11 protein-coding genes are annotated in these 13530 nt (G+C 65.0%); 9 read left to right on the forward strand and 2 right to left on the reverse strand.

Going from position 1 to position 13530, the window contains the following annotated elements:
* The first annotated feature begins 230 nt into the window (after window positions 1-230).
* From F4U94_RS17690 to F4U94_RS17730, 9 genes are all read left to right on the forward strand, one after another.
* The gene (locus tag F4U94_RS17690) at window positions 231-1076 is read left to right on the forward strand and encodes an XrtA system polysaccharide deacetylase (protein WP_120249603.1); all 846 of its coding nucleotides are present in this window, start codon (window positions 231-233) and stop codon (window positions 1074-1076) included.
* Window positions 1073-2143 carry a FemAB family XrtA/PEP-CTERM system-associated protein gene (locus F4U94_RS17695; protein WP_120249604.1) on the forward strand — a complete coding sequence of 357 codons (1071 nt, stop codon included), beginning with the start codon at window positions 1073-1075 and terminating at the stop codon, window positions 2141-2143. Before F4U94_RS17690 ends, F4U94_RS17695 begins: the two co-directional genes overlap by 4 nt.
* Before the next feature lie 65 nt (window positions 2144-2208).
* Complete coding sequence (locus F4U94_RS17700) at window positions 2209-3282, forward strand: FemAB family XrtA/PEP-CTERM system-associated protein (protein ID WP_120249605.1); 1074 nt, start codon at window positions 2209-2211, stop codon at window positions 3280-3282.
* The gene (locus tag F4U94_RS17705) at window positions 3279-4505 is read left to right on the forward strand and encodes a TIGR03087 family PEP-CTERM/XrtA system glycosyltransferase (RefSeq protein ID WP_120249606.1); all 1227 of its coding nucleotides are present in this window, start codon (window positions 3279-3281) and stop codon (window positions 4503-4505) included. The genes F4U94_RS17700 and F4U94_RS17705 overlap by 4 nt, the downstream gene beginning before the upstream one ends.
* Window positions 4506-4522: 17 nt before the next feature.
* Window positions 4523-6037 (forward strand): exosortase A, encoded by a 1515-nt coding sequence (xrtA, locus tag F4U94_RS17710; RefSeq protein WP_427771978.1) that lies wholly within the window; start codon window positions 4523-4525, stop codon window positions 6035-6037.
* A gap of 72 nt (window positions 6038-6109) precedes the next feature.
* Window positions 6110-8005 carry an XrtA/PEP-CTERM system amidotransferase gene (locus tag F4U94_RS17715; protein ID WP_120249608.1) on the forward strand — a complete coding sequence of 632 codons (1896 nt, stop codon included), beginning with the start codon at window positions 6110-6112 and terminating at the stop codon, window positions 8003-8005.
* Entirely contained in the window at window positions 8002-8301 is a 300-nt protein-coding gene (locus tag F4U94_RS17720; RefSeq protein WP_150412119.1) for a hypothetical protein, read from the forward strand. Before F4U94_RS17715 ends, F4U94_RS17720 begins: the two co-directional genes overlap by 4 nt.
* A 63-nt stretch (window positions 8302-8364) precedes the next feature.
* On the forward strand, window positions 8365-9714 hold the full coding sequence (locus F4U94_RS17725; RefSeq protein WP_120251970.1) for a sugar transferase: 1350 nt from the start codon (window positions 8365-8367) through the stop codon (window positions 9712-9714).
* 3 nt (window positions 9715-9717) lie between these two features.
* Window positions 9718-10848, forward strand: coding sequence for a glycosyltransferase family 2 protein (locus F4U94_RS17730; RefSeq protein ID WP_120249610.1), 1131 nt, complete (start codon window positions 9718-9720; stop codon window positions 10846-10848).
* Window positions 10849-10872: 24 nt separating this feature from the next.
* Here the strand turns inward: F4U94_RS17730 and F4U94_RS17735 are convergent, their stop codons facing one another.
* Window positions 10873-12573, reverse strand: a complete 1701-nt coding sequence (locus tag F4U94_RS17735; RefSeq protein WP_120249611.1) for an amidohydrolase — start codon at window positions 12571-12573, stop codon at window positions 10873-10875.
* Window positions 12570-13439, reverse strand: coding sequence for an NAD(P)-dependent oxidoreductase (locus tag F4U94_RS17740; RefSeq protein WP_120249612.1), 870 nt, complete (start codon window positions 13437-13439; stop codon window positions 12570-12572). The genes F4U94_RS17735 and F4U94_RS17740 overlap by 4 nt, the downstream gene beginning before the upstream one ends.
* Window positions 13440-13530 lie beyond the last annotated feature (91 nt).

Raw genomic sequence — 13530 nt, forward strand, 5'->3', positions numbered from 1 at the left:
CGGTCGCGGCACAGTCGGAAGTCGATCCCGAAGCGCTCAAGGCCTGCTTCACCCTGATCGAAGAACGGCTGTCGTCGCTGGAATTCCGGGCCGAGGAACAGGATACCGCGCTGCGCCGGGTATTGACCCTGCTGGTCGATTGGGTCGAGCGTGAGGAGCAGATGGCGGACCTTCAGGAAGGCGTCGCCGCCTGACTGGGTTTTGCCGATAATGGTTGAAGTTGGAGTGCTATGCAGAACGCCCTGTCTGTCGATGTCGAGGACTGGTTCCAGGTCGGCGCGTTCGAGCGCACGTTGCGGCGTGCCGACTGGGACGCCCTGACCCACCGCGTCGAAGGCAATACCGATGCGGTGCTGGACCTGTTCGCGCAGGCAGACGTCAAGGCGACCTTCTTCACGCTGGGCTGGGTTGCGGAACGTTATCCCGCGTTGATGCGGCGCATCGCCGAAGCGGGCCATGAAGTGGCCAGCCATGGCTATGACCATGCCCGCGTCTTCACCTTCACGCCCGAAGAGTTTCGTGCCGACCTGCGCAAATCGCGGGCGATCCTGGAGGATGCGAGTGGGCAGGCCGTGACCGGCTATCGCGCGCCCAGCTTTTCCATCGACCCGCGCACGCCCTGGGCGCATCCGATCTTGGCGGAGGAAGGCTATCGCTATTCCTCCAGCGTCGCGCCGATCCGGCATGACCATTATGGCTGGCCCGATTCGCCGCGCTTCGCGTGGAAACCGGTGGCGGGATCGCCTTTGGTCGAACTGCCGGTGACGACCGCCAAATGGGGCAAGCGCACTTTGGCGGCGGGCGGCGGCGGTTTTTTTCGCCTGCTGCCCTATGGCTTTTCACGCTGGGCGATCCGCCAGGTCAACGAACAGGCCGGCCGCCCCGCGATCATCTATTTCCATCCCTGGGAAATCGACCCGGATCAGCCGCGCGTTGCGGAAGCGCCGCTGCGGTCGCGCCTGCGCCATTATAGCAACCTGTCGGTGATGGCGGCCAAGCTGCGTCGCCTGACCAGCGATTTCGCCTGGACCCGCGTGGATGCGCTGGCCGATGCGGAAGCGGCGCGGGCGTCATGATGATTGACCATGCCGCCGATCTGGCGGTCGTGACGCTGGATGTCGGCGATGCGTCGCAGGCACAGGCGGCGGACGCTTTCGTCGCGAGCCACGCGGCGGGTATGCCTTTTCACCGCACCGCCTGGCTACGCGCCATAACCGCTGCCACCGGGCATCGCGCTGTGTTGCTGGCGGCCGTGGCACCCTCCGGCGATATCAAGGGGTTGCTGCCGCTACATCATGTGAAGAGCCGCTTGTTCGGGAACGCGCTGGTATCGACCGGCTTCGCCGTGGATGGCGGCCTGCTGGTGACCGACGACCGGGCGCTGGCACCGCTGGCCGCTGCGGCGATCCAATTGGCGCGGGACAAGGGCGCAATATCGGTGGAATTGCGTGGCGGACCGGCGCCGGACGGCGAATGGAGCAGTGCCGAGGGCGAATATGTCGGCTTCGTCCGACCGATCGCGGTCGATGACGAGGCGGAATTGCTGGCCATACCGCGCAAACATCGCGCCGAACTGCGCAAGGCGCTGGCCAATCCTTCGCTCAGCGTCGAAGTCGGACGAACCGATCGGCTGCTGCGCGATCATTATCATGTTTATGCGACCAGCGTCCGTAATCTGGGCACGCCAGTATTCCCGGCGAAGCTGTTCAAATCGGTGTTGCAGCATTTCGGCGACGATGCCGACCTGCTGGTGGTGCGGCAGGATGACCGGCCGGTGTCGGCTGTCCTCTCCCTCTACCATCAGGGTCGGGCCATGCCCTATTGGGGCGGGGGCGTTGCCGATGCACGCCAACTGCGTTCCAACGAGTTGATGTATTATCGTTTGATGGGCCATGGCCGGGCACGCGGCATGACCCATTTCGACTTCGGCCGATCAAAGGCCGGCAGCGGGCAGGCGGCCTGGAAGAAAAGCTTTGGCTTCGAACCGGTGCCGCGCGTCTATCATGACTGGGCGGCGGATGGGGCAGGGCGCGACGTCAATCCGCACAGCGCCAAATATCGACGGCGGGTTGACCTGTGGAAGCGGTTGCCGCTGCCGGTCGCGAACCTGTTGGGGCCGATGATCTCGCGCGGTCTTGGTTGAAACACACACCAAATATTCAATCCTGATCGTTAGGATCAGGCACGGGTGGCAAGGGAAATACGTCCATGAATGCAATTACCGGTCTGGGCGTCATCATCGACGAAGCGCGGCTGTCCGACAGCGCGACGGTCGCGGAACTGGACGCCTGGGTGCTGGCGCATCCCGACTCGACGCCGTTCCACCGGCCCGGCTGGGTCATGGGTGTGGAAGCCGGCACCGGGCAGAAGGCCAAGATGCTGGTCGCGCGCCTGTTCGGCAAGGATATCGTCGGCATTTTGCCGCTCACATCCATCCGCTCCGCCCTGTTCGGTCGTGCGCTCGTGAGCAGCGGTTTTGCCGTGGATGGCGGCATATTGACCACCGATCGCAAGGCGGGGACGGCATTGGCCGATGCCGCATGGATCATGGCCGAAAGGCTGGGCTGCGACACGTTGGAACTGCGTGGCGGCGAAACGCCAAGGGGGGCATCATGGCAGGAAAAGGCCGACGCCTATCTCGGTTTCTCCCGTGCTTTGGCCGCCGACGATGAGGCCGAACTCAAGGCCGTGCCCAAGCGGCACCGGGCCGAAATCCGCAAGGGGATCGGCAATGACCTGACCTTCGAAATGGGTCGGGACAAGCGGTTGCGGGATATCCACTACCGGCTTTATGCGCACAGCGTCCATAATCTGGGTACGCCGGTCTTCCCCCGCGCACTGTTCGATCAGGTCATGGACCGTTTCGGCGAAGATGCCGATATCGCCATGGTGTCGAAGGATGGCGTACCGTTGTCGGCCGTGATCAGCCTCTATCATCGCGGCGCCTGCATGCCCTATTGGCATGGCGCGGCAGGCGGTGCGCGGGCGATGCGATCGAATGAATTTCTCTATTTCAGCCTGATGCGCGCCGCGAGGGAGCGGGGCTGCACCATCTTCGATTTCGGCCGGTCGAAGGTCGGTACCGGTCCCGCCGCCTGGAAGAAGACATGGGGGTTCGAAGGCGAGCCGCTCGGCTATCATCTGCGTACCGCGCCGGGCAAGGAAACGCGCGACGTCAATCCGCTCTCACCCCAATATCGGCGCAAGGTCGAATTGTGGAAGAAACTGCCGGAGCCGATCGCCAACCTCATCGGCCCGCACATCGCGCGAGGGCTTGGATGAGCGGCGATATCCTCTTCCTCTGCCACCGTATTCCCTTTCCCCCGGATCGGGGCGACAAGATCCGGTCCTATCATCTGCTCAAGCGCCTGGCAGAGGTCGCCCCCGTCCATGTGGGCTGCTTCGCCGATGACGATCGCGATATGGGCTTTGCCGGCGAAATGGCGCAGAGTACGACCAGCCAGTGCGTGCTAATGCGCAACCGGTCGAAGGTCGTGGCCGGGCTGACCGGTCTTGCCCGGCGGCAATCCCTGCTCATATCCCTGTTCGATCATCCCGGCCTGCATCGCTGGGTGGCGCAGACTCTCGCGGAACGGCCGATCCGGGCCGTCGTCGCCTATTCGGCGCAGATGGCGCATTTCGTGCCGATGCTTCCGGCTGATGTACCTTTCCTCATGGATTTCGTCGATTTCGATTCCGCCAAATATGCCAGCTATGGCGCGCAAGGTGGTGGACCGATGGGCTGGATCAATCGCCGCGAAGGCCGCGTGCTGCTCGATTTCGAACGGCGGACGGCGGCACGGGCGGATATCAGCAGCTTCGTCAGTGAGGCGGAGGCGGCGCTGTTCCGCAAGGCCTGCGGCCTTGGCACCGATCGAGTAATCGCCATCGAGAATGGCGTGGCGCTCGACTATTTCGATCCTGCCGCCTGCTTTCCGTCGGTCGAACGGGCGGCGGGGCCGTTGCTCGTCTTCACCGGCCAGATGGATTACCGCCCCAATATCGAGGCAGTGGAAAGTTTCGCGCGCCAGACGCTGCCGGCGATCCGTACCGTTCATGCCGATGCGCGCTTCGCCATTGTCGGGCGCAATCCGGCTAAAGCGGTGGAAGCATTGGGGGGGCTGCCGGGCGTTATCGTGACCGGCGGCGTGCCCGATGTGCGGGGCTGGCTGGCGGCGGCGGATGTCGTCGTCGCGCCGCTGCGGATCGCGCGCGGCATCCAGAACAAGGTGCTGGAGGCGATGGCGATGGGTCGGCCCGTGGTCGCGTCTCCGCAAGCCGCCGAAGGCATCGACGCTACGGATGAAGCGCATTTCCTGATAGCGGCCAACCCTGCGGCAGAGGCGGCCAAAGTCGTCGCGCTGCTTGCCGATCCGGCGCGCGCGCAGCGCCTTGGGCTGGCCGCGCGCGCGCGGATGGAGGAGCGCTATCGCTGGTCCTCCACACTTGCCCATCTGCCCGACCTGCTGTTCGGCCAAGCCGCCGCCGGCGTGCAGGCCGCGTGACCGATCGCGCTATCCCGATGGACCGGCTGCCGCTTACCGATCTGGCAGGCTGGCGTGGCCATCTGACCGCGCTGGGTATCGTCGCCTTCGCGATATTGGCGCTATTCTTTGCCGATGTGCGCAGCATGGTGTCGATCTGGTGGAACGCCTCCACCTTCGGCCATTGCCTGTTCATCCCCTTCCTCATTGCCTGGCTGGTGCAGCAGCGGATGCCGGGCCTGCGCCAGTTGGAACCGGTCGCCTGGGCGCCGGGGCTGATATGGTTGGGGATGGGTGCCTTTGCCTGGTTGCTGGGCGCGGCCGCGGGTGTGGCGATGGTGCGCCATGGCGCGCTGGTCCTGATGTTGCAGGGCGCGACCATCGCGTTGCTGGGTCCGGCCGTAGCGCGGGCCTTGCTCTTCCCGCTCTTCTACGCCTTCTTCATGGTGCCATTTGGCGAGGAGATCGTCCCGCCGCTCCAATTGCTGACGGCGCGCCTCGCCATGCTGCTGCTCGACCTGTCGGGTGTGCCGGCGCATATGGAGGGCATCTTCATCACCACCCCGACCGGCTATTTCGAAGTGGCGGAGGCCTGTTCCGGGGCGAAATTCCTGATCGCCATGACGGCCTATGGCACGCTGGTCTGCAACGTCTGTTTCACAAGCTGGTCGCGCCGCGCGGTGTTCATGATCGGCGCGCTCAGCCTGTCGGTGCTTGCCAATGGCGTGCGCGCCTTCACCACCATATTGGTCGCGCATCTGACGACGGTGGATGCCGCCGTGGGTTTCGATCATGTCGTCTATGGCTGGGTGTTCTTCGCGATCGTCATGGTCGTGGTGATGGCGACGGCCTGGCCCTTCTTCGATCGTAAGCCCGGCGATCCCTGGTTCGATCCGCGCGCGTTGCAGGGCGCTGTAAAGCGCACATCGCGGGCGGGTGGCATCGCAGGAACGGCGCTGGCGATGGTCGTCGCCGCACCGCTTTGGCTCGCTGCTACGGCTGCCGCTGCCGATCCGTTGCCGCCTTTATTGGCCATGCCCAATGTCCCCGGCTGGACGCGGACCGCCGCGCCGCAGGCCTATCCATGGAAGCCGCGCTTCGATGGCGCCGACCATTTCGTGATCGGCCGCTATAGCAATGGGCGTGGACAGGTGGTGGACCTTGCCATCGCGGCCTATGCGGCGCAGGGCGAGGATCGCAAGCTGGTGGGCTTTGGCCAGGGCGCGGCCGATCCCGATAGCGAATGGGTCTGGTCCTCGCCTGCGCGCGCGCCGGCGGATGCGCGCGGCGAACAGATTACGGCGCCCGGTCCTGTCGTGCGCCATGTGGTGAGTTTCTACCGCGTCGGCCATGGTGCCACGACCGGCAGCAGGCCGGCGATCAAGATGGCGACGATGAAGGCGCGGCTGCTGGGACAGGATCAGCGCGCCGTGGCCATCCTGGTGTCGGCGGAGGAAGCGGAAGGTCGCCCGTCCGATGCCGCCATCAGCGCTTTCCTGATCGACCTGGGCGACGTGCAGCTTTTGGCTGACCGCAGCATGGGTATCCGATGAAAAAGACGGGGCTTCGACAGGGTCGGCCCGAACGGGGTATGATTTGCCGGTCGATCCTTTAAAGGCCAGATTATGTGCGGCATAGCGGGCATCTTCCATCTCGAAACGGCCAAGCCCGTGGACCCGGCACGGGTGCGCGCGATGCTGGACGCCATGCCGCATCGCGGCCCGGACGGCAGCGGTATCTGGACCGCGCCGGGCGTGGGCCTTGGCCATCTACGCCTGTCGATCATCGACCTGGAGTCCGGCGCGCAGCCGATGCTGACCGAGGACGAGAGCCTGACCGTCGTGTTCAACGGCGAAATCTACAATTTCGCCGAAGTGCGCGCCGAACTGGAGGCGAAGGGCCATGTCTTTCGCACCCATAGCGATACCGAAGTCATTCTCCACGGCTATCGCCAATGGGGGGAGGATTGCGTGCGGCGCTTCAACGGCATGTTCGCTTTCGCGCTGTTCGATGCGCGAGCGCAGGCTTTGTGGCTGGTGCGCGACCGCATGGGGGTCAAGCCGCTTCATTATGCGCTGCTGTCGGACGGCAGCCTGATCTTCGGATCGGAGTTGAAAAGTCTCCTCGCCCATCCGCTGCTGCGGCGCGTGCCGGATCTGTCGGCGGTCGAGGACTATATGGCCTATGGCTATGTGCCCGACGACGCCTGCCTGGTGGCGGGCGTGCGCAAGCTGGGCGCGGGCGAGACGTTGCGGCTGGTGCGTGGTCGGCCTTTGCCGCAACCGCAACGCTATTGGGACGTCAGCTTTGCCGACCGGACGAAAGCGAAGCCCGAGGCGCTGGAAGAAGAGCTGGTCGCGCTGATGCGGCAGGCGGTGCGATCGCGCATGGTCGCCGATGTGCCGTTGGGTGCCTTCCTGTCGGGCGGGGTGGACAGCAGCAGCGTCGTCGCACTGATGGCGGAGGCGTCCAGCCAGGCCGTCAAGACCTGCACCATCGGCTTCGATGTCGCCAGCCTGGACGAGACGGCTTTTGCCGATCGCATCGCGCGCCGTTTCGCCACCGATCATCGCACCCGAATCGTATCACCGGATGATTATGGATTGATCGACCGGCTGGCCTTTCATTTCGACGAGCCTTTCGCGGACGCGTCCGCGCTGCCGACCTTCCGGGTGTGCGAATTGGCGCGCGAGCAGGTGACGGTCGCGCTGTCGGGCGATGGCGCGGACGAAGCCTTTGCCGGTTATCGCCGCCATCGCTTCCAGATGCAGGGCGAGCGCTTCCGGTCGTTGATGCCGGCTTCGGTGCGCCAGCCCTTGTTCGGGACGCTCGGCAAATATTATCCCAAGGCCGATTGGGCACCGCGCGCGCTGCGGGCCAAATCCACCTTTCTGGAATTGGCCGGGGAGGGCGGGGAAGCCTATGCCGCGTCGGTCGGCGTGACCCCGCACCCGCTGCGCCAACGACTGTTCAGTCAGGAGATGAAGAGCCGGCTTGGCGCCTATCGGGCGGAAGACCGCTATATCAAGGCGATGGCCGATGCCCCGGCGCGCGATCCGCTCGATCGGGCGCAATATGCCGATATCCGCATCTGGTTGCCCGGCGATATCCTGACCAAGACAGACCGGATGAGCATGGCCGTCAGCCTGGAGGCGCGTGAGCCGCTGCTGGATCATCGCTTGGTCGAGTTCGCTGCCCGCTTGCCGGTGGCGCAGCGCATTCGCGGCAATAGCGGCAAATATCTGCTGAAGAAGACGATGGAGCCGTTCCTGCCGCAGGACATACTCTATCGCCAGAAAATGGGCTTCGTCACGCCGATCAGCGCCTGGTTTCGCGGCGCACTGGCGGGCGAGGCGACAGCGATCGCCGGCGGATCCGCGCTGGCGAAAACCGGCTGGTTCGATACCTCCATGCTGGCGAAGGTCGCGGCCGATCACCGGTCGGGCGTCTCCGACCATGGCCGGCTGCTCTGGCAGTTGCTGATGCTGGACAAGTCGCTGACCCGTCTGTTCGGGACGTGAGCAACGCTGCACGCAACGGGCTTGGGTTCGTCGTAATGCTGGGCGCACCGTGGCTGGTATGGCTCAGCTTCGCGCATCTCGTGCGGCCTGTCATCAGTGGGGGCGTCGTTGCCTTGATCGCGGCTGCTCTTTCGGTGATGGCGGGGATGAGCGGTTTCTGGCTGCTGGGCCTTCCATTTGCCCGCCTGCACGAGAAATATCTGCTGGGCCTCCTGTCGGCCTACGCCGTCATGGTTATTCTGGCGCAGCCGTTCATCGGGCTTCTGGCGATATGTTCCACCGGCGATTGTATATAGCGGCCCTTGCAACGCATCGTCCGCAGTGCCAACGGGGCGCATGACGATGAACAGGGCGCAACGGTGACAGTCTCCAAGGAAATCGTGCGGCTGCGGCTTTATGCGCTGTGTCTGGCGGGGGACATGGCGGGCCTGTTCTGCGCCTTTCTCGCCGCCAACTGGTTTGTGCTGGGCGCGCTCTGGGGCGAGCCGGGCAAGCCCCATGGGCTGGTGATGTTCGCCATGATCGCGCCGCTTTATGCGCTGCTGGCGGTGCAGGGCGGCGCCTATGGCATCAATACGCTCGATCGCGTCCGGCGTGGCATCGTGCGGGCACTCTGGGCGCTGGCGCAGGCAGCGCTGCTGATGCTGCTGATCGTCTATCTGGGCAAAATCGCCGAGCAACTGTCGCGTCTGACCTTTGTCACAGGCCTGTTGCTGGGTGCGGTTGCGGTGTCCTTGGTGCGGCTGGCGGTCGCACGGTTGGCGGTCACTGTGCTGGGTGACGTGCCGCATCTGACCGCCGTCATCCTGGATGGCGTGGCGATCGAGACGGGACCGCATATGGATGTGATCGACGCCGATGCCGCCAATCTTCATCCCGAACGGCATGATGCCGACATGGCGGCCCGGCTGGCGGCGGCGGTCGGCATGGCGGAGCGGGTGATCGTCGCCTGTCCGCTCGATCGGATGACCGACTGGTCGGCAGCGCTCAAGTCGCTGTCGGCGCGGGGCGAGATCGTCGTGCCGGAACTGCTGCGCTTCGCCCCGGCGCGGATCGACGAATTTGACGGCCAGCCGACGATCATCGTCGCGGGCGGTCCGCTGCATTTCCGGGATCGGCTGATCAAGCGCCTGTTCGACCTGACCGTCGCCACGGTCGCCACGATCCTGCTGTCGCCGATCCTGATCGGGGCGGCGCTGGCCGTGCGGCTGACCAGCCCCGGCCCGGCGCTGTTCCGCCAGCCGCGTATCGGCAAGGATGCCCGTCCCTTCGCCATCTACAAATTTCGGTCGATGCGCAGCGAGGCGAGCGATCATAGGGCCGCTACACTGACGAAGCGCGACGACGATCGCGTCACCGGCGTCGGCGCTTTCCTGCGCAAGACCAGCATCGATGAGCTGCCACAGCTGTTCAACGTGCTGAAGGGCGACATGAGCATCGTCGGCCCGCGGCCCCATGCCGCCGCCGCCAAGGCAGGCGACAGCCTCTATTGGGAGGTGGATGCGCGCTATTGGGAGCGGCATTGCATCAAGCCGGGCATGACCGGCCTGGCGCAGGTGCGCGGCCATCGCGGCTCCACCGATCATCATCAGGATCTGATCGACCGGCTTCAATCCGACCTGGAATATGTCAGCGACTGGTCGATCTGGCGCGACCTGCGGATCATCGTCGCAACGCTGGGCGTGCTGGTCCATCACAAGGCCTATTGAGCGATGGCGACCAACCTGATCCTTGCCGCGATTTTGCTGCTCTGCCTGACTGTGGTGGCGTGGCCGTTCCTATTCTATCCGCTGATCCTGCGCCTGCTATCGACACGGCCCGAAGCGGCTGTCGAAGGAGCGGTGCCGAGCGTCTCTCTGCTGTTCTGCGCCTATAATGAAGCAGCGGCGATGCCGGAGAAGCTGGCCAATCTGGCGATGCTGAAGGCGCGGCATCCGACGCTGGAAATCCTCGCCTTCGACGATGGATCGTCGGACGGTACAGGCGACCTGATCGCCGCGCAGGGCAGCCTGGTCACGCTGATCCGTGGCCCCGGCCGCAGCGGCAAGGCGCATGGCATGAAGCAACTGGCGGCGCGGGCGACCGGCGACGTGCTGATCTTCACCGACGCCAATGTGCTGCTGGATCCGGACGCGGTCGACAATCTGCTGGCGCGCTATGCCGACCCGCAGGTGGGCGGCGTGCTGGGTTCGCTCCACTATATCGGCGCGGAAGACAGCGCGACCGCTTCGGTCGGCTCGCTCTACTGGCGGATCGAGGAAAAGCTGAAGGACGAGGAATCGCGCACCGGCAATGTGCTGGGCGCGGATGGCTCCATCTTCTCGATCCGGCGCAGCCTTTATCCCGATTTCCCCGACAGCGTGCTGGACGATCTGACCGTATCCATGGCCGTGGTCTTTGCCGGCCAGCGGCTCGTCAAGGCGAAGGATGTGATCGCGCGGGAGCGCCTCGTCACTGCCCGTAAGGACGAATATCGGCGCAAGGTGCGGATCGCCGCGCGAGCATGGCACACCAATGTCCATCTGCGCCCGCAATTGCGGCGCATGGGCGCGCTCGACCGGTTCAAATATGCCTCGCGCAAGATCGTTCGCTGGTTCGGCGGATTGTTCATTTTGATCGGCGCGGTGGCGGCCGGGGCGCTGGCCATGCGGCTGTCGCCTGCGCTTTATCTGGCGGGAGCTTTGGGCGTGGCGCTGATCATCTGGATCGGCGTGCGGGCGAAGAGTGGTCCCTTCGCCGCGCTGGTCGACATATTGATCGCCTATGCCGCGACGCTGCAAGGCGTGGCCAAGGCGATGGCGGGGCGAACCGTCACCGTGTGGAATCCCGCCCAGTCGCGCTGATGGGCGCGCTGGGCGGAGGAGGGCTTACTGCCCCTTCACATAGACCCGCTTGCCGCCGATCCAGGTTTCCAGCACCTGCGTCTGGCGGATGTCGGCAGGACGAGAGGCCGAAATATCCCGGTCGATCAGCAGGAAGTCGGCGCGCTGGCCGGGGACCAGACTGCCGAACTTCTTCTCCGCAAAACCGGCATAGGCCGCCTGCCGCGTGAAGCCGTCCAGCGCCGCGTCGAACCCGATCCGCTGTTCGGGTTTCCAGCCGCCGGCCGGTTCGCCCTTCGCATCCTCGCGGCTCATCGCCACGGCAATGCCGGCGAAGGGATTGGGGCTTTCCACCGGCACGTCGGACCCCAAGGCGAGGGGCACGCGATTGTCCAGCATAGTCTTCCACGCATAGGCGCCGTCGAGTCGCGCTTCACCTAGCCGCGCGGTCGCCATGCGCCAGTCGGAAGCCTCATGCACCGGCTGCATCGACGCGATCGCACCCAGCGGGCCGAAGCGGGGCAGATCGCTTGAGCTGATGATCTGCGCATGTTCGACACGCCAGCGCCGGTCGCCCTTATAGGTGTCGTTCAGTTCCTCGATCGCGTTCAGCAGTTCATGATTGGCAGCGTCGCCGATCGCGTGGACGGCGACCTGGAAATTGTCCATCGCCGCGCGGCTCATGAAATTACGCAACTGCGTGTCGGGGATCATTGGCAGGCCGCGTTGGCCCGGCGCATCGGCATAGTCCGCGCGCAGCCACGCCCCGCGCGAACCCAGCGCGCCGTCGAGCAGCAGCTTCACGCCGCCCATGCGCAGATGATCGTCATAGAGCCAAGGCGTCGGCTCCGGCCCGGCGATCAGCACCATATTGTCGATGCCATAGGCATAGGACATGATCCGCACGCGCAGCGCGCCGCGATCCGCCGACCGGCGGAAAGCCTGCCAATCCTCGATGCTGGTGCCCATGTCGGCAATGCCGGTGATACCCACGGCCAGCAGCGCGCGCTGCGCCTTTTCCAGTGCGGTGTCGCGGTCCCTGGGCGCCGGGGGTGGCACGACTCGCTGGATCAGTTCCATCGCCTTGTCGACGAAGACGCCTGACGGCTTGCCGCCCGCCATTTCGATCCGGCCGCCCATGGGCGCCTTGGTCGTCGCGCTGATGCCTGCCGCGCGGATCGCGGCGCTGTTGGCCCAGCCGGCATGGCCATCGACCCGCTCCAGCCACACCGGCATGTCGCTGACGGCGGCGTCCAGTTCGGCGGCGGTGGGGAAGCGGCCCAGACCCCATTGTTCCTGATTCCAGCCGGTGCCGATGATCCATTTGCGGCTGTCATTGGCCTGCGCATAGGCGCGGATCTTCGTCTGCGCCTCCGCCAGCGATCGCGTGTCCGACAGGTCGAGCGTGATGAGCGACAGGCCATAGCCCATGACATGCCCATGCGCGTCGATCAGGCCGGGGATCATCGTCTTGCCGCCGGCATCCATCTTGAACGCGGGTGCCTTGGGCCGTTCGGGCCACGGCTGGCCCTTTTTCGGCTTTTTGGGCTTATATTCCGGTTCCTTGTACCGCTCCGTCAGCAGCTTTTCGACCTTGCCATCATCGTCGATCTGCAAGGCGACGAAGCGCACGACCTTACCATTGGCGTCGAGCGCGATGCCGTTCACATTGTCGATGACGCCGAATGCCATGGCGGAGGACGGAAGCGTGATCGCGGCGATCGCCGCCAGCCATGCCGCCTTCATGCGCGGGTGATCCGTCGTACCAGCGCGCTGGTATCCTGCCGATTGCCGCCCAGCGCCTGCACATCGGCATAATATTGATCGACCAGCGCCGTCACCGGCAGGGTCGCGCCATTGGCGCGTGCCTCTTCCAGCGCCAGGCCCAGATCCTTGCGCATCCAATCCACCGCAAAGCCGAAATCGAAACTATCCTGCGCCATCGTCTTCCAGCGATTTTCCATCTGCCAGCTTTGTGCCGCGCCGCCGGAAATCGCTTCGAACACCTTGTCCAGATCCAGTTCGGCCGCTTGCGCGAAACGCAATGCTTCCGACAGGCCCTGCAACACGCCGCCGATGCAAATCTGGTTCACCATCTTGGTGGTCTGGCCCGCGCCCGCCGTGCCGACATGCACGATCCGCGCGGCATAGGCCTGCATTACCAGCTTGGCGGCCGCGACCGCCGGTTCGCTGCCCCCGCACATGATCGACAGCTTGCCGTTCTCGGCGCCCGCCTGACCGCCCGACACCGGCGCGTCGACGCTATGGATGCCGCGACTTTCGCCCTCGACGAACAATTGCCGCGCGATCCGGGCCGACACGGTGGTATGGTCGATGAACAGGCTGCCTTCGCGCATCGTGCGAAACGCGCCCTCGCGGCCCAGCGTGATTTGCGACAGGTCATCGTCATTGCCGACGCAACTGATGACGATATCCGCTTCCTCGGCGGCCTTGGCCGGCGTGATCGCTACAGCGCCGCCATAGGCGTCCGCCCACAGCTTCGCCTTGCCGATGGAGCGATTATAGACGGTCAGGCTATGCCCCGCCTTGGCCAGATGTCCTGCCATAGGGCCGCCCATGACGCCCAGCCCGATAAAAGCGATATTAGCCATATGCCTCGTACATTTAGTGCGCAGGGCCTGCCATAGGGCCAGTTTTCCGACAGTGCCAGTTTCTTCGCCCGCAATTTTCGTTTAGGGGCGC

The sequence above is a fragment of the Sphingobium limneticum genome (genome assembly GCF_008710155.1).
Lineage (GTDB): Bacteria > Pseudomonadota > Alphaproteobacteria > Sphingomonadales > Sphingomonadaceae > Sphingobium > Sphingobium limneticum.

Coding starts and splice junctions, on each gene's coding strand:
- F4U94_RS17690 (WP_120249603.1), top strand. CDS start 231: ATGCAGAACGCCCTGTCTGTCGATGTCGAGGACTGGTTCCAGGTCGGC.
- F4U94_RS17695 (WP_120249604.1), top strand. CDS start 1,073: ATGATGATTGACCATGCCGCCGATCTGGCGGTCGTGACGCTGGATGTC.
- F4U94_RS17700 (WP_120249605.1), top strand. CDS start 2,209: ATGAATGCAATTACCGGTCTGGGCGTCATCATCGACGAAGCGCGGCTG.
- F4U94_RS17705 (WP_120249606.1), top strand. CDS start 3,279: ATGAGCGGCGATATCCTCTTCCTCTGCCACCGTATTCCCTTTCCCCCG.
- xrtA (WP_427771978.1), top strand. CDS start 4,523: ATGGACCGGCTGCCGCTTACCGATCTGGCAGGCTGGCGTGGCCATCTG.
- F4U94_RS17715 (WP_120249608.1), top strand. CDS start 6,110: ATGTGCGGCATAGCGGGCATCTTCCATCTCGAAACGGCCAAGCCCGTG.
- F4U94_RS17730 (WP_120249610.1), top strand. CDS start 9,718: ATGGCGACCAACCTGATCCTTGCCGCGATTTTGCTGCTCTGCCTGACT.
- F4U94_RS17735 (WP_120249611.1), bottom strand. CDS start 12,573: ATGAAGGCGGCATGGCTGGCGGCGATCGCCGCGATCACGCTTCCGTCC.
- F4U94_RS17740 (WP_120249612.1), bottom strand. CDS start 13,439: ATGGCTAATATCGCTTTTATCGGGCTGGGCGTCATGGGCGGCCCTATG.